13 protein-coding genes are annotated in these 15,664 nt (G+C 68.6%); 9 read left to right on the forward strand and 4 right to left on the reverse strand.

Annotation, left to right across the window (positions count from 1 at the left end; genetic code table 11):
* On the reverse strand, nt 1-638 hold a 638-nt coding region (locus tag N5E02_RS16835; protein ID WP_279946524.1), incomplete at its 3' end, for a DUF480 domain-containing protein.
* Between the two features lie 101 nt (nt 639-739).
* Between N5E02_RS16835 and N5E02_RS16840 the strand changes: the two genes are divergently transcribed.
* From N5E02_RS16840 to plsB, 5 genes are all read left to right on the forward strand, one after another.
* Entirely contained in the window at nt 740-1,663 is a 924-nt protein-coding gene (locus N5E02_RS16840; protein WP_005421086.1) for a 5'-nucleotidase, lipoprotein e(P4) family, read from the forward strand.
* Entirely contained in the window at nt 1,660-2,385 is a 726-nt protein-coding gene (gene pyrF, locus N5E02_RS16845) for an orotidine-5'-phosphate decarboxylase (protein WP_005421084.1), read from the forward strand. The genes N5E02_RS16840 and pyrF overlap by 4 nt, the downstream gene beginning before the upstream one ends.
* Before the next feature lie 218 nt (nt 2,386-2,603).
* Nucleotides 2,604-3,425 carry a serine protease gene (locus tag N5E02_RS16850; protein ID WP_065185523.1) on the forward strand — a complete coding sequence of 274 codons (822 nt, stop codon included), beginning with the start codon at nt 2,604-2,606 and terminating at the stop codon, nt 3,423-3,425.
* A 316-nt stretch (nt 3,426-3,741) separates the two neighbouring features.
* Nucleotides 3,742-4,695 (forward strand): hypothetical protein, encoded by a 954-nt coding sequence (locus N5E02_RS16855; protein ID WP_032954728.1) that lies wholly within the window; start codon nt 3,742-3,744, stop codon nt 4,693-4,695.
* Nucleotides 4,695-7,331 carry a glycerol-3-phosphate 1-O-acyltransferase PlsB gene (plsB, locus tag N5E02_RS16860; protein WP_032954727.1) on the forward strand — a complete coding sequence of 879 codons (2,637 nt, stop codon included), beginning with the start codon at nt 4,695-4,697 and terminating at the stop codon, nt 7,329-7,331. The genes N5E02_RS16855 and plsB overlap by 1 nt, the downstream gene beginning before the upstream one ends.
* Nucleotides 7,332-7,453: 122 nt before the next feature.
* Here the strand turns inward: plsB and N5E02_RS16865 are convergent, their stop codons facing one another.
* Nucleotides 7,454-7,657, reverse strand: coding sequence for a YdcH family protein (locus tag N5E02_RS16865; protein WP_005421068.1), 204 nt, complete (start codon nt 7,655-7,657; stop codon nt 7,454-7,456).
* Between the two features lie 91 nt (nt 7,658-7,748).
* Between N5E02_RS16865 and ttcA the strand changes: the two genes are divergently transcribed.
* Genes ttcA through N5E02_RS16880 form a run of 3 tightly spaced genes read left to right on the forward strand, consistent with a single transcriptional unit; the run spans nt 7,749 to nt 10,450 of the window.
* Nucleotides 7,749-8,669 (forward strand): tRNA 2-thiocytidine(32) synthetase TtcA, encoded by a 921-nt coding sequence (gene ttcA, locus N5E02_RS16870; RefSeq protein ID WP_170944947.1) that lies wholly within the window; start codon nt 7,749-7,751, stop codon nt 8,667-8,669.
* 36 nt (nt 8,670-8,705) lie between these two features.
* Nucleotides 8,706-9,611, forward strand: coding sequence for a recombination-associated protein RdgC (locus N5E02_RS16875; protein WP_005421064.1), 906 nt, complete (start codon nt 8,706-8,708; stop codon nt 9,609-9,611).
* A gap of 59 nt (nt 9,612-9,670) precedes the next feature.
* A complete protein-coding gene (locus N5E02_RS16880; protein WP_065178668.1) occupies nt 9,671-10,450 on the forward strand; it encodes a SprT family zinc-dependent metalloprotease in 780 nt (259 codons plus the stop codon).
* A gap of 297 nt (nt 10,451-10,747) precedes the next feature.
* Here the strand turns inward: N5E02_RS16880 and N5E02_RS16885 are convergent, their stop codons facing one another.
* Nucleotides 10,748-11,614, reverse strand: coding sequence for a methylglyoxal synthase (locus tag N5E02_RS16885; protein ID WP_065178669.1), 867 nt, complete (start codon nt 11,612-11,614; stop codon nt 10,748-10,750).
* A 167-nt stretch (nt 11,615-11,781) separates the two neighbouring features.
* Here N5E02_RS16885 and N5E02_RS16890 point away from each other — a divergent pair, with 167 nt between their 5' ends.
* Nucleotides 11,782-14,190, forward strand: a complete 2,409-nt coding sequence (locus N5E02_RS16890) for an ATP-binding protein (protein WP_065185526.1) — start codon at nt 11,782-11,784, stop codon at nt 14,188-14,190.
* Here N5E02_RS16890 and N5E02_RS16895 read toward each other — a convergent pair.
* Nucleotides 14,176-15,621 carry an FAD-dependent oxidoreductase gene (locus tag N5E02_RS16895; RefSeq protein WP_235649674.1) on the reverse strand — a complete coding sequence of 482 codons (1,446 nt, stop codon included), beginning with the start codon at nt 15,619-15,621 and terminating at the stop codon, nt 14,176-14,178. The two genes, N5E02_RS16890 and N5E02_RS16895, sit on opposite strands and share 15 nt — an antisense overlap.
* Nucleotides 15,622-15,664 lie beyond the last annotated feature (43 nt).

Raw genomic sequence — 15,664 nt, forward strand, 5'->3', positions numbered from 1 at the left:
GCCAGCTGCGCCTGCAGCTCGGCCACGGCCGCTTCCAGCTGGGCCACGCGCTCGGCCAGGCCCGGATCGGCCGCATCGCTGCTGCCCCCGCCACTGCTGGCGTACTTGGCCGCCAGCGCCGCGCCATCCACTTCACCGCACAGCAGGTGCATGTAGCGGTCTTCGCGTTGGCCGCTGGCGCGCGGCAGCACCACCAGCAGCGCGCGCTGCTGCAGGCGCTCGACGGCGTGGCGGGCTTCGTCGATATCCGCGAACCGGTACAGACGCTCGCTGCGCGACACCAGCTCGCCCAGGGTCTGTGGGCCGCGCAGCAACAGCAGCGCCAGCAGCACGGTCTGCTGCCGGGTCAGGTCCAGCGCGGCCTGCAGGCGGTGCTCGTAGCGGTCGGCGCGCGAGGAGAAGTGCTGGCGAGCCAGGCCCAGTGCTTCCAGCTGGCGCAGCGCGTGCTGCACGCTGCCGGCGTCGACGTTCATCACCGGCTCCCGGGCGGTCTTCTGGTTGGCGGCCGACTGGGCCGCATTGACCGTCAGCGGGTAGGTGTCCGGTGTGGTTGCCTCCTTCTCCACCAGGCAGCCCAGCAGGCGGGCCTGCACCGCATCGAGCAGGGGGACGTCAGGGGTCTGGGTGGAATCGGTCATGGCGGCCTCCGGAAGAGCAGCGGGTCAACCACCAAGCATAGCCGTCCCAGGGCCGGCTTTGCCGGTAAAATGCGCCGGTATATCTGATTGCCGGTGAATCCATGCGTCGTCCTGTTTCCCTGTCCCTGACCCTGCTCGCCACCGCGGCGCTGGGCCTGTCCGCCTGCAAGCGCGTGGACGCGCCTGCCGCTGAAGCCGCGGCGCCGCAGGCCCCGGCGTCCGCCGCCAAGGCCGATGGCGCGCGTGATGCCACCGCCAACGACAACCTCAACGCCGTGCTGTGGATGCAGCGTGCGCAGGAGTACAGGGCGATCACCGAGCAGACCTACCGCGCCGCCGCCGACCACCTGGACGTGGCGCTGAAGGAAGCCCATTGGGATGCTCTGGTGCCGGAAGAACGCGGCAACGAGGCCAAGGGCCTGAAGCCGGCCGTGGTGCTGGACGTGGACGAGACAGTGCTGGACAACTCGCCCTACCAGGCGCGCCTGGTGCGCGACGGCAAGGAATACGACGAGCTGAGCTGGGACCAGTGGGTGGCCGAAAAGAAGGCCAAGGCGATCCCGGGCGTGGTTGATTTCGCCAAGGCGGCCAACGCCAAGGGCGTGACCCTGCTGTACATCTCCAACCGTGCTGTGCACCTGAAGGACGCGACCCTGGCCAACCTGCGCGAGCAGGGCCTGCCGGTGGCCGATGACAGCGTGTTCCTGGGCCTGGGCACCGTGGTCGAAGGCTGCGAGCAGGCTGGCAGCGAGAAGAACTGCCGCCGCCGCCTGGCCGGGCAGAAGTACCGCGTGCTGATGCAGTTCGGCGACCAGCTGGGTGACTTCGTGGAAGTGACCGCCAACACCAACGAAGGCCGTGACGCCCTGCTGCAGCAGTACCACGACTGGTTCGGCGAGCGCTGGTGGATGCTGCCGAACCCGACCTACGGCGGCTTCGAGCCGGCGCAGTTCAACAACGATTACAGCCAGTCGCGCCAGGCCCGCCACGACGCCAAGCGCGCCGCGCTGGACTACGCACCATGAGCCGCGCACCGCTGCCGCTGCGCGATGACGAGCGCCTGATCTTCGCGCTGGACGTGCCTGACCGCGCGCAGGCGCTGGCGTGGGTCGACCGCCTGGGCGACAGCGTGGCGTTCTACAAGATCGGCATGGAACTGCTCGCCTCCGGCGAGTACTTCCAGGTGCTCGATGAGCTGGCCCGCCGCGACAAGCGCGTGTTCGTCGACCTGAAGTTCTTCGACATTCCGGCCACCGCTGCGGCGGTGATCAAGCGCCTGTCGCAGTGGCCGGTCAGCTACGCCACCATCCATGGTTGGCACCCGGCCATGATGGAGGCGTGCGCGGCCGCCAACAGCGGCGACATGCGCCTGCTGGCAGTGACCGTGCTGACCTCGATGGGGCGCCCCGACCTCGCACAGATGGGCATCGACCGCGAACCGGTGGACGTGGTGGTCGAGCGCGCGCTGGCTGCCCAGGCCGCCGGCATCGATGGCGTGATCGCTTCGGGCCAGGAAGCCGGCCCGATCCGCGCTGCCACCGGCAGCGGATTCTCGATCGTCTGCCCTGGCATCCGCCCCGGTGGCCCGGTCGGCGATGACCAGAAGCGTACCGTTGGCGTAGCGCAGGCCTTTGCCGATGGCGCCGATGCCATCGTGGTCGGTCGCCCGATCCGCCTGGCCGCCGATCCGCAGGCCGCAGCGCGGGCGATCCAGCAGGAAATCGCGTCGGCTCTGGCTGCACGCTGAGCCCACCACCGACGCCGGTCACGCTGGCACCACGAACGCCATCCCGATCCATGCGGGATGGCGTTCGCATTTGTGGGGCTGCATCTGTCGCACGCAGCGCCAGCCACGAGAACTGTGCGCACGTTCGCGCTGCGGGCCTCTCCACTGCTCCCCAATCGATGCACCGGTACGGACCGCGGCCGCACCGGTTCCAACCATCGACAGAGGAGTACAGGGAAATGTATCGCAGCACCTCTTTGTTCATCGGCCTGCTGTTGGCCGCGTCTGCCGTACCCGCCATCGCTGCGCCGCAGCTGCGCGATGCGCCGCGCATCATCGGCGGCGAAGCGGCGCCGGCCGACGAGTACCCGTTCATGGTCAGCATCCAGGGCATCTTCGACGGCGATTCGGACCACGACCGCCACTTCTGCGGGGGCACCCTCATCTCGCCCTCGTGGGTGCTGACGGCCGCGCACTGCATGCAGCGCGAAGCGCCTGGTGGCATCGCCGTTGTCGGCAAGGTCACGACCCTGTCCACCGACGCCGCGCCACGACCGTCCAACGTCAAGGCGATCCACGTCCATCCGGCATTCAACAGCGGCAATTCGCTGGAGCACGACGTCGCCCTGATCCAGCTCAGCGCACCGCTGGACGGCGCACAGCCGGTGGCACTGCGGCTGCGGCCCGACGCCAGCTATCTCAAGCCGGGCCGTGAATTCACGGTGATCGGCTGGGGAGACACCGACATCGGCGATGGCCGGGTCTATCCGACTCAGCTGCAGACCGCGCAGGTGCCGTTCGTTTCCTTCACCGAATGCCAGCAGGCCTACGGCGGTGAACTGTCACGTGGAAAGGTCATCTGCGCCGGCCGCGAGGGCATCGACAGCTGCCAGGGGGATTCCGGAGGCCCCCTGCTGCTGCGCCTGCGTGAAGGCTGGACCCAGTTCGGTGTCGTCAGCTGGGGCGAGGGCTGTGCGCTGGCCGGCTATCCGGGGATTTATGCCCGAATCGCCGAAAAACACGCCGTAGATTTCATCGAAGCGGTTTGGCAACGCGATTGATACAATAAAATCAAATACATACATGGCATTACGTGAAGTGTTGCCTTAACTTGAACGGCAGCGTAGGATCGCCGCCATCCGGTCCTCGGGCCGGACATGTGCCACAACACTGTCCTCCGGCCCCGCGCCGGCTTGAAGAGCCTGTGATCCCCGTGATCCGGGCTCTTTTTTTATCCCGGTGGCGGCGCTGGGGTCAGATCCCTTCTGCCGCAGCAGAGGAGATCTGACCCCCCTCGGCTGGAAACCGTGACGTCCCGGCTTGCCGCTGTCACGTCGCAGGCCGCAAGATGCGGGCCGGTCCGGGGAGTCCGAGTGCATGAGCGTGGCGGTGCGAGGAAAGTCTGCGCGTGGATGGGGGCTGGCGGCCATGCTGCTGCTGGCCGTGGCGGGGTGTCGCGAGTCTGCCAACGATCCGGCCAGGCCGGCGGCCGAGCCGGTGGCTGCAGTACAGGCGATGGCGTTGCGCCTGGCCGAAGATGATCTGGTCGGCTACGCAAAGCTGTCGGTGCCGCCGGGCCAGTACCAGCGCCTGCAGCAGGCGTGGGTGGAGGGCCACAGCCAGTGGCCGCTGACCGAGCTGCCACTGGGCGACCAGCTGCTGCCGATGCTGGCCGCACTGCGCAAGCCCGGTGCCAGCGCCGAACTGCAGCGCAGCTTCGATCGCCAGCTGGCTGGCCAGGCCGGCGCCGTGCGCCAGGCCGCACAGTCGATGGGCAACTTCGGCGTGCAGTACCTGCGCCACCAGAAGGGCTACACGCCCAGCCAGCAGGCCCACTACATCGCCCTGGTCGAGACCCTGGCGGGGTGGGCGCAGGCTGCCCCGATCAGCGACCGCGCACGTGCCCGCAGCACCATCGCCGCGCTGGTCGGCGCCGCCAGCAAGGTCGGCTTCGATGACGAAGCCGGCCTGCAGGCGGCCGGCATGGAAGGCAGCCTGCAGCAGCTGGCGCCGTTCATCCACACCCTCAAGGCGGTGCTCGGCAGTTACGGGCTGGGCGTGGACGACGCGCTGCGCAGCGTGCGCGGCGAGCTGCTCTCGGTAGAGGGCGACAATGCGCTGGTGCGCCTGCACTACGACCTGGCCGGTCGCGAGATGACCCTGCAGCTGCCACTGAGCCGGCGCGAGGGCCACTGGTACCTGACCCGCACCCTGGCCGATACCGATGCGCTGCTGCGCAAGGCCGATGCGGCCCGCGCGGCTGCGTCGCCAGCACCGGCTGAAGCCCCCGCCGAGGGTGGGGAAGCGGCAACACCGCCGGCTAAGCCATAATGGCGCCGATGTCGAAACAGAACCCGCTGCCGTTCCCCGGCGAAGAATCCCAGTCGACGCCCGCCGATACGGTGCCGGCGTCCCCCTCGACCGGTACCGGCCCGAACCCGGTACCGCCGCCCGCGCACGCGCGTCCGGCTGGCCGCCGCCCGCTGTGGGCGCGGTTGCTGGGCCGCCTGATCGAGCCGTGGCTGTCGCTGAAGATCGAGCCGGAAGACCCGGGCCAGTACAACGATGGCCGCCCGGTCATGTACGTGCTGGAAGACTACGGCCTGTCCAACGCGCTGATCCTGGACAAGGCCTGCCGCCAGGCCGGCCTGCCGTCGCCGCTGGTGCCGCTGGCCGGTGATCCGACCGGCCGCAAGCGCGCCTATCTGGCGCTGTCGCGGCGCAGCTCCAGCAACTCGCTGATTCCCGAGCAGCGCGGCGCCAAGACCCACTCCGATTCGCTGGCCAAGGTCCTGCAGGCGCACCGCGTGCGCGATGACCTGGATGTGCACCTGGTGCCGGTGTCGATCTTCGTCGGCCGCGCGCCGGACAAGCAGAGCGGCTGGTTCGCGGTGTTGTTCTCGGAAAACTGGGCGCTGGTGGGCCGCTTCCGCCGCCTGCTGGGGCTGCTGCTGAACGGGCGCAATACCATCGTGCGCTTCGCCCCGCCGATCTCGCTGCGCAGCACCGTCGACGAAGGCCTGGAGCCGGAGCGCACGGTGCGCAAGCTGCAGCGCGTGCTGCGCACCCATTTCCGCCGCATCCGTGAATCGGTGATCGGCCCGGACCTGTCGACCCGGCGCCTGCTGGTGGACCAGGTGCTGGCCGCCGAGCCGGTCCGCGAAGCGATCGCCGCACAAGCCAAGCGCGACAACTCGAAGCCGGCCGATGCCTGGAAGAAGGCGCACGCCTACGCCTGGGAAATCGCTGCGGACTATTCCAGCCCGGTGGTGCGCTCGGCCAGCTTCATGCTCAGCCACGTGTGGAACCGCATCTATGCGGGCGTGCTGGTGCACCACCTGGACAAGTTCAAGGCCGCCGCGCCGGGCCACGAAGTGGTCTACGTGCCCAGCCACCGCAGCCACATGGACTACCTGCTGCTGTCCTACCTGCTGTACGACCGTGGCATCGTGCCGCCGCACATCGTGGCCGGCATCAACCTGAACCTGCCGGTGGTCGGCACCCTGCTGCGCAAGGGCGGTGCTTTCTTCATCCGCCGTTCGATCCGTGGCAATGCGCTGTACTCTGCGGTGCTCAGTGAGTACGTCGCGCAGCTGGTGGCCGGTGGCTATTCGCTGGAGTACTTCGTCGAAGGCGGCCGCTCGCGTACCGGGCGCCTGCTGCAGCCCAAGGGCGGCATGATCTCGATGACGCTGCGTGCATTCCTGCGCCAGCCGCGCAAGCCGGTCCTGTTCCAGCCCATCTACATCGGCTACGAGAAGCTGATGGAGGGCGGCAGCTACCTGGACGAACTGTCCGGCCGGCCGAAGGAAAAGGAGTCGATCTGGTCGCTGCTGTGGGGCATCCCCAAGGTGCTCAAGCAGAACTACGGCCAGGTGGTGGTGAATTTCGGCGAGCCGATCGCGCTGAACGATGTGCTGGCCGAGAAGGCCCCGGAGTGGAAGGGCGAGGCGGTGCCCGAGGACGAGAAGCCGGCCTGGCTGTCGACCACGGTGGATACGCTGGCCGAACGCATCCAGGTACGCATCAACGGCGCTGCCGACGTCAACCCGATCAACCTGCTGGCGCTGGCCCTGCTGTCCACGCCGAAGCACGCGATGGGCGAGGCCGACCTGATCGCGCAGATCGAGCTGTGCAAGACGCTGCTGGTCGAGATGCCGTACTCGGACCGGGTGACGGTGACCCCGCACTCGCCGGAGCGGATCATCGCCCATGCCGAGGAGATCAACGTCCTCACCCGCATCAAGCACCCGCTCGGCGATGTGCTCAGCGTCAGCGGCGACACCGCGGTGCTGCTGAGCTACTTCCGCAACAACGTGGTGCACCTGTTCACCGCATCGTCGTGGGTGGCCTGCTGCTTCCAGAACAACCGCCGCATGAGCCGTACCGGCCTGGTCCAGCTGGGCCGCACGGTGTACCCGTTCCTGCAGGCCGAGCTGTTCCTGCCGTGGAGCGAGGACGAGTTTGCGCAGCGCATTGACCGCACCATCGACGTGTTCGTGCGCGAAGGCCTGCTGCAGAACGTCAACGATGACGACGGCGGCATCCTGGCGCGCAACACCGGGCAGACCGACGAGGTGTTCCGCCTGCGGGCGATCGGCCATTCGCTGCAGCAGGCGTTCGAGCGCTACTACATCGCCATCTCGGTGCTGGTGAAGAACGGCCCGGGCGTGCTCGGTGCGGCCGAGCTGGAAAGCCTGTGCCAGCAGGCCGCGCAGCGCCTGAGCCTGCTCTATGCGCCGGCCGCTCCCGAGTTCTTCGACAAGGCCCTGTTCCGCGGCTTCATCCAGAAGCTGCGCGAACTGCGCCTGGTGTGGCCGGACGAGAACAGCAAGCTGCTGTTCGACGAACGCCTGGATGCCTGGGCCAAGGACGCCAAGTTCATCCTGGGGCGCGAGCTGCGCCACACCATCGAGCGGGTCAGCCCGGAAGCAGCGCGCCCGGACGAGCCTGCGCCGCAGGATTGAAGGTCGCGCCGGACAATGCGGTGGGTGCGGACCTTGGTCCGCACACTTCCACCCGTGCCAACCAAGGTTGGCACCTACCGGAGAGGGAGGCCAACCAAGGTTGGCACCCACCCGGACCCGGCTCAGGCCGGCTCGTCGGGAATCTGCAGGCTTTCCAGCCTGGCGATGCAGTCCTTCAGCTGCAGCTTGCGCCGCTTCAGGCGCTTGGCTTCCAGTTCGTCCTCGCCGTTGGCCGCCATGCGGGTGATCTGTTCATCCAGCAGGCGGTGCTCGGCGCGCAGGGCGGCGAGGTGCTCGACGATCTCGGCGGGGCTGTAGGTATCCACAGCCTCCGAGCATACACAGCGTTGATGACTGCCGGGAGAGGGGAAACCCGATCCCCGGCCGGGGCGGCTCCGAGCCGTTAGAATGGAACCCATGAGTGCCGTGATTTCCCTTCCCGATCCCCAGCCGCGCGCCGCCCGCGATCCACGCGTGGCCGAGCGCGAGCAGCACAAGCTGGCCAAGCGCCTGCGCCGCCAGGTCGGCGAGGCGATTGCCGACTTCGGCATGATCGAGGCCGGCGACAAGGTCATGGTCTGCCTGTCCGGCGGCAAGGACAGCTACACCCTGCTGGACGTACTGCTGCAGCTGCAGAAGAAGGCGCCGGTGCCGTTCGAGCTGGTGGCGGTGAACCTGGACCAGAAGCAGCCGGGCTTCCCCGAGCACATCCTGCCGGAGTACCTGGCAGGGCTGGGCGTGCCGTACCACATCATCGAGCAGGACACCTATTCGGTGGTCAGCCGGGTCATCCCGGAGGGCAAGACGATGTGTTCGCTGTGCTCGCGCCTGCGTCGTGGCGCGCTGTACAACTACGCCGAGACCCACGGGTTCACCAAGATCGCGCTGGGCCATCACCGCGACGACATGGTGGCCACGTTCTTCATGAACCTGTTCCACCACGCCAAGCTGGCGGGCATGCCGCCGAAGCTGCGCAGCGACGACGGCAGGCACGTGGTGATCCGGCCGCTGGCCTACGTGCGCGAGAGCGACATCGTCGACTACGCGCAGGCACGCCAGTTCCCGATCATTCCCTGCAACCTGTGCGGCAGCCAGGAGAACCTGCAGCGCCGCCAGGTCGGCCTGATGCTCAAGCAGTGGGAAAAGGACCATCCGGGCCGCATCGAGCAGATCGCGCGCGCCATGGGTGAAGTCCGGCCCTCGCAGCTGGCCGACACCACCCTGTTCGACTTCATGGCGCTGGGCCGTCGCGACGACACGCCGCTGCCCGACGCCCATGCCTGGCTGGCCGGCTCCCCGGCCGATGCCGACGCAGATCCCGAGACGCCCACCGTTTAAGGTCGGTCGCCCTTCCTCTTCGCCATCCGGAATTCCATGTTCTTTCGCAACCTGACGTTCTTCCGTTTCCCGACCACCACCGATTTTTCCGAAGTCGATACCCTGCTGCCGCACGCCGTGCTCAAGCCTGTTGGCGCGCTGGAAATGAATTCGCGCGGCTTCATTTCGCCGTTCGGCCGCGAGGAGAAGGAACTGCTGTCCCACCGCATCGCCGAACACCTGTGGCTGACCGTGGGCGGCGAGGACAAGATCCTGCCGGCGGCGGTGGTCAACGACCTGCTCGAGCGCAAGCTGGAAGAGATCGAGGAGAAGGAAGGGCGGCGCCCGGGTGGCCGCGAGCGCAAGCGCATGAAGGACGACCTGCTGCATGAACTGCTGCCGCGCGCCTTCGTGAAGTCCTCGCGCAACGACGCCTTCATCGACCTGCAGCACGGCTACGTGGCGGTGGATACCTCCAGCCGCAAGACCGGCGAATACTTCATGTCCGACATCCGCGGGTTGCTCGGCAGCTTCCCGGCGATGCCGCTGAACGCCGAAGTCGCGCCGCGCTCGATCCTGACCGGCTGGATCGCCGGAGAGCCGCTGCCGACCGGGCTGAGCCTGGGCGAAGAGTGCGAGATGAAGGATCCGGTCGAAGGCGGCGCGGTGGTCAAGTGCCAGCACCAGGAACTGCGCTGCGACGAGATCGACAAGCACCTGGACGCCGGCAAGCAGGTGACCAAGCTGGCGCTGATCTTCGAGGACAACCTGTCGTTCGTGATCGGCGACGACCTGATCGTGCGCAAGCTGAAGTTCCTCGACGGCGCCCTGGACCAGCTGGAGCATGCCGACGAAGACGGCCGCCGTGCCGAGTTCGATGCCCGCTTCGCCCTGCAGAGCGCCGAGATCCGCCGCCTGTTCCTGTTGCTGGAAGAAGCGTTCAAGCTCAGCAAGGCTGACTGAACAGGCAGCCCGACGGTCGCCGGTCATCCGGCGGCCCGAAGCAGCGCTATGCTGGGCGCATGAGCCGTCTGCTGCGCCGCCTGATCACGCCGACCCTGCCCGCCACCGTACAGCGCGACACCGTTCGCCTGCGCCTGGAGGATGCCGAGATCGAGGTGCTGCGCGTGCGCGATCCGCGCGCGCGCCGCATCAAGCTGAGCGTGGACGAGCGTGGCGCGCGGTTGACGTTGCCACCGCGCGCAAGCCTGGTAATGGGCGAGCGCTTCCTGGAACAGCACCGCGACTGGCTGGCGCTGCAGCTGCGGCAGTACCAGGGGCAGGGCCTGCCGGCATCGCTGCAGCCCGGCGAAGACGGCGTGCTGCCATTGCGCGGTGAACTGTTGCCGCTGCGCTGGCAGGAAGGCCGCTACGCGCGGCTGGAGATCGACGGGCACGGTGCCTGCGTGCAGTGGCCGACCCGTGGTGGTGACGCCACCCTGCGCCGCCTGCTGCGCGAGTTCTATGAAGCGCAGACCCGCGCCGACGTCGGCCGCTGGCTGCCGAAGTACCTGCCCACCCTGCCGCGCGCTCCCAGCCGCCTGCGCCTGAAGGTGATGTCCTCGCAGTGGGGCTCGCTGGCCCCCGATGGCAGCATGGCCCTGGACCTGGCCCTGGTGCTGGGTCGTCCGGAAGCGTTCGAGTACGTGCTGGTGCACGAACTCTGCCACCTGATCCAGCCGAATCATTCGGCCGCGTTCTGGCATGAAGTCGAACAACGTTTCCCTGCCTGGCGCGAACAGCGCGACTACTTCCAGCTGGAAGGTCGGCGCCTGAAAGCCATGCTACGCCAGCTGCTGTAGAGCCGAGCCCACACTCGGCTGCCGTTGAATGCAGCCGAGCATGGGCTCGGCTCTACACAAGCGCGCGCAGCGCGCGACCCGCTCCTGCTCTTCTTTCTTTCTTCCGTGGTGGGCACACCGGAATCTGTCCGTGGCCGGGCGTGGTGGGTTGCGCAGGGGCGTGAGCCGCATGGATGCGGCGACCGAGCTTACAGGGACGTACTTGCAGCGACCCCTGCGCAATCCACCCCGCCTGGCCGAGCACGGCTTCTGGTTTGAACGACCGACCACGAGGGGCGCAGCCGTTGGCCGAAACCCTCACCCCGCCCGCAATGCCGCCGCGGCCGCCCAGCGTGCCGCCACCCGCGGCGCGGTGAGGCACACCGCCTGGTCGGTCACCGTCGTCACCGCGCGCTCCAGCAGCTGGATATCGGCCTCGTGCTGGCGTGCCACATGCGGGTCCTCGAAGAAGATCGCGCGCTGGCAGCGCCCCTCCAGCACACGGTCAGCAATCTGCGCATCGCCGCCCATCGGGCCACTCTGGTAGCGCGTCACCCACGGCGTATCGCTGGGCCAGCCGCGGCTCCAGGCCAGCTCGTTCAAGCGCTGGCCGGTGGTGCCGGTCGCCACGCGCTCGCCGAACCGTGCCAGCACATCGAAGTGCTCGTCAGCGAAGGCCAGCATCGCCGGCTTCATCGCGTCGTGCGCGATCAGCGCCAGCGTCTGGTGCTGGAAGGCATGCAGATCGTCGGCACCGGCATCAGCAGCCAGCCCGGCGTGGATGCGCTCCACCTCGATCCAGTCACGCGCAGTGGCCACGGTTGAAATGAACGGCTTGCCGTGGATCACGCACTGCCGCTTGAGCGCGGTTGCCTCCGGAAACACCGAGGAAGGATCGACCGGGTCGATCAGGTAGATCGCACCGTCCAGGGTGCGATCCGGCCCCATGCCAACCACTTCGGCCACCAGTTTCATCAGGCCACCCTCGCGCCCGTAGGGGTAGCGGTGCAGGCCGCCGTAGCCGGCCAGGAAGCCCTGCCGTTCGATCGCATCGTGGGTGCGCCCGACCGCGTGCAGCGATACGCCCAGTTCACGCAGCCCGGCCTCGCTGGCACGCAGCCAGCGGAACAGCGCGGCGCGCGCATCGTGGTGATGGAGACGGTTGGCGGCCAGGCCGATACGCATCGAGCGCTCCGTAGGGACGGGTAGAAGCGGCAGTGTATGTCGGCATTCGCCGATAGGGATGTTTTTCCAATTTTTCTCATTGTCGCGGAAGCGCGCCTCGCTAGCGTGGCTGGCAGCGGTACCGCTGCGCGGCCGTGGTTCCTGCCCGCGAAATGAGGATGTCTACCGTGAATGTCGCCGGCCGCCGCGCCGTCGCCGCTGTCATGGCATCGCTGTTGCTGCCCGGCATCGCTGCTGCGTCCGGCTGTGCGAGTCCACTGCAGGTGGCATGGCGTTCCGATCGGCCGCCGCTGTCATACAACGCGCAGGGCGACCTTGCGGGGTTGGCTGCGGATTACCTGCCGCTGCTGGGCCCGCAGGCGGTGCAGCATGCGCGGCCGTTGCCCGCAGCGGTGCTCACCGATGACCCGCTGCCGGCTGGCACCCAGGTGCTGCTGGGCTGGCCGCGCGCACAGCTGCCGACCGGCTGGGTGGCCAGCAGCCCCTACCTGGAAGTGCCACAGGTGATCGTGCGGCGCGAGGGTGCAGCGCCAGTGCTGGGGTTGGAGGGACTGCGTGGCCGCAGCGTGGCCAGCCCGGACCGGCTGCCGCTGGACGCATTGCTGGCCGAACAGGCCCCGGGTGCGCAGCTGCTGGCACCGGCGCCGCTGGACCACGCGCTGTCACTGCTGCGCGCCGGGCTGGTCGATGCCGTGGTGGCCAATCTCGCCGAAGTCGAAGCCGCGCTTCGCGCCGTGCCGGGTGACCCTCTGGTGATCGCAGCACCCGCTGGCTTCGGCGATGCACTGGTGCTGGCCGCTGTACCGGCCTGTGCCGCGGTGGTCGCTGCCTTCGACCGGGAGCTGCAGCGGGAGGGCGATGCGCGTCGGGCATCGGTTCGCAGTGCCTGGCTGCCGGAACTGCCACGTGCGCGTCCCGCCGGTTCGGCACTGCGCTGGCTGGTGCCGGTGTCGCTGATCCTGCTCGCGCTCATACTGCTGCATGCCTTCGGCTACTGGCGCGTGCATCGCGAGAGCGTGCGTCGCCGGGTGCTGGAGCAGCGCTTGCATGAAGTCACCGCGAACCTGCCGGCGGTGGTCTACCAGGCGCGCCGTTCGGCAACCGGCCACTACAGCCTGGCGCAGATCGCCGGCGACGTGCAGGCGCTGTTCGGCGTAGCCGTGGAGACTGAGCGGATCGACCATCTGCAGCTGCTGGCGGCCGTGCATGCCGGTGACCGCAGCCGGGTGATGGCGAGCATCGAAGCGGCCGCGCTCGTGCGCGGTCCGATCGACGTCACCTTCCGCACCCGGTCGGCACAGGGCTGGCGCTGGGTCCGATCACAGGGACGACCGTTGCCGTGCGATGACAGCAGCGTGGAGTGGAGCGGCTACTGGATGGACGTCAGCGAAGCCCAGGCGCGTGCAACGGCGTTGGCCGAGGCGCGCCGCGCGGCCGAGCAGGCGGCACTGGCCAAGGGCCATTTCCTGGCGACCATGAGCCACGAGATCCGCACGCCGATGAGCACCCTGCTGGGCATGCTGGAGCGGCTGGCTGGCACGGACCTGGATGCGGGCCAGCGGCAGGTGCTGACCACCGTCGGTGACGCTGCGCAGATGCTGCGGCAGATCCTCGACGATGTGCTGCACAGCCAGCGCCTGCAACCGGCGCCCCTGCAGCTGCGTCCGACCGATCTGGCGGCGCTGGTGGGCGCGGTGCAGCAGCTGTTGATGCCCGTCGCGGCCAGCCGCGGGCTGCACCTGTGTAGCGAGATCGACCCGACGTTGCAGCCCTGGTCGCTGGCTGACGGGCTGCGCCTGCGGCAGGTCCTGTTCAACCTGGCCGGCAATGCGCTCAAGTTCACCCTGCAGGGAAGCGTGGTGTTGCAGGTCCGCGTGCTGCAGCAGCGCGACGGCGGCCAGCGACTGCGCCTGCAGGTGACCGATACGGGCGTGGGCATCAGCGTGGAGCGGCAACAGGCGGTGTTTGCCGCCTACGAGCAGGCCGAGGCGTCGACCACGCGCCGTTTCGGCGGCAGTGGCCTGGGGCTGTCGATCTGCCGCGAGCTGGCGACGTCGATGGGCGGGCGTCTGCACCTGCGCAGCGTGCCCGGCAAGGGCACCACCGTGTGGCTGGAGCTGGACCTGGCGGCCTGTGCGGCCCCCGCTGCGTGCCCGGCGACGGCACGGCCCGCGCAACGACCGTTGCCGCCGGCGCGGGTGCTGGTGGCCGAGGATCATCCGACCAACCTGCAGTTGCTGGCACAACGTCTGTGCGAGCTGGGACTGCAGGTGCACGCCTGCAGCGACGGCCTGCAGGCATGGGAGGCCTGGCAGGCGCAACCGTTCGACCTGGTCATCACCGACTGCCACATGCCGCACATGGATGGCTTCGCGCTGGCCCGGGCGATCCGGAGCGACGCCTGCGCCACCCGGGCGCGGGTCCCGATCATTGCGCTGACTGCCAGCGTGCTGGAGCGCACCCGTGAGGCCTGCCGTGATGCGGGCATCGACCATTTCCTGGCCAAGCCGCTGGAGGTGCACGAACTGCGCGCGCTGTTGGAAGTGCTGCTGTTGCCGGACTCAGTGTGCCAGTAGGCGGACGATGCTGGCAGCGGCGTCGCGGCCTTCGGCCACCGCGGTTACCACGAGATCGGCACCACGCACCGCGTCGCCACCGGCGAACAGGCGTGGATGCGCGGTCTGGAACGGCAGGCGGTCCTTGCCACCGGCGAGGATGCGGCCATTGGGCTGGCCTTCCACCCCCAGTTCCGCCAGCCACGCCGGCACGCTCGGCGAGAAGCCGAAGGCGATGATCACCACGTCTGCTTCCAGCAGCGACTCACTGCCTTCGATCGGCACCGCGTTCTGGCGGCCATTGGCATCGGGCTCGCCCAGCCGGGTCTCGACCACGGTCACGCCGATCACCTCGTCGTCGGCGCCGGCTTCGATCGACAGCGGCTGCCGGTTGAACAGGAAGCGCACCCCTTCCTCGCGTGCATTGGCGACTTCGCGCGCGCTGCCGGGCATGTTGGCTTCGTCGCGGCGATAGGCGCAGGTGACCTTGGCCGCGCCCAGCCGCACCGCACTGCGCACGCAGTCCATGCCGGTATCGCCACCGCCCAGAACCACCACGCGCTTGCCGTTGAGGTCGGGCAGGGCGATGGTGTCTTCCCAGCCGGCGATCGGCCGGCCCTTCGGATCATCGCCGCCGACGATGCGGCTGTTCTGCACCAGGAACGGCAGCGCCGGCAGCACGCCCTTCAGGTCCTGGCCGACCAGGCCACCATCGGTATAGCGGTAGGCGCCGGTGCCGATGAACACCGCATCGTGGCTGTCCAGCAACTGCTGCACGCTGACATCACGGCCGATCTCCACGCCGAGGCGGAACTGCACGCCCATGCCTTCCAGTACTTCACGGCGGCGATGGATCACGTCCTTGTCCAGCTTGAAGCTGGGAATGCCGAACTGCAGCAGGCCACCGATCTGCTCGTAGCGGTCGTAGACCACGGCGGCAATGCCGGCGCGTGCCAGGCGGTCGGCACAGGCCAGCCCGGCCGGGCCGGCACCAATCACCGCCACACTGTGGCCGGTCGGCTGCACCGCGCCCAGGTCCGGGCGCCAGCCACTGGCCAGTGCGGTATCGACGATGTACTTCTCCACCGCGCCGATGGTGACCGCGCCGAATTCCTCCAGCGTGCAGCTGCCTTCGCACAGCCGATCCTGCGGGCAGACCCGGCCGCACACTTCCGGCAGCGGATTGGTGCTGTGGCACAGCGTGGCGGCCTCGTGGATGCGGTTCTCCTGTACCAGCTGCAGCCACTGCGGAATGGCGTTGTGCACCGGGCACTTCCAGCTGCAGTACGGGTTGCCGCAGTCCAGGCAGCGGCCCGCCTGGTACTGGGCGTCTTCCTTGCCGAACTTGCCGTACAGCTCGCCCCAGTCGCCGGACGTGCGCAGTTCCACCGGGATGCGCTGCGGCATGGTGCGGGGCAGGTCGAGGAACTGGAAGGCGTGCTTGCGGCTCATGGCGGACTCTGTGGTGTTTTCCGGATGCCGGCCAGCGGCCGGC

It is taken from the genome of Stenotrophomonas sp. GD03777 (genome assembly GCF_029842485.1).
GTDB lineage: Bacteria > Pseudomonadota > Gammaproteobacteria > Xanthomonadales > Xanthomonadaceae > Stenotrophomonas > Stenotrophomonas sepilia.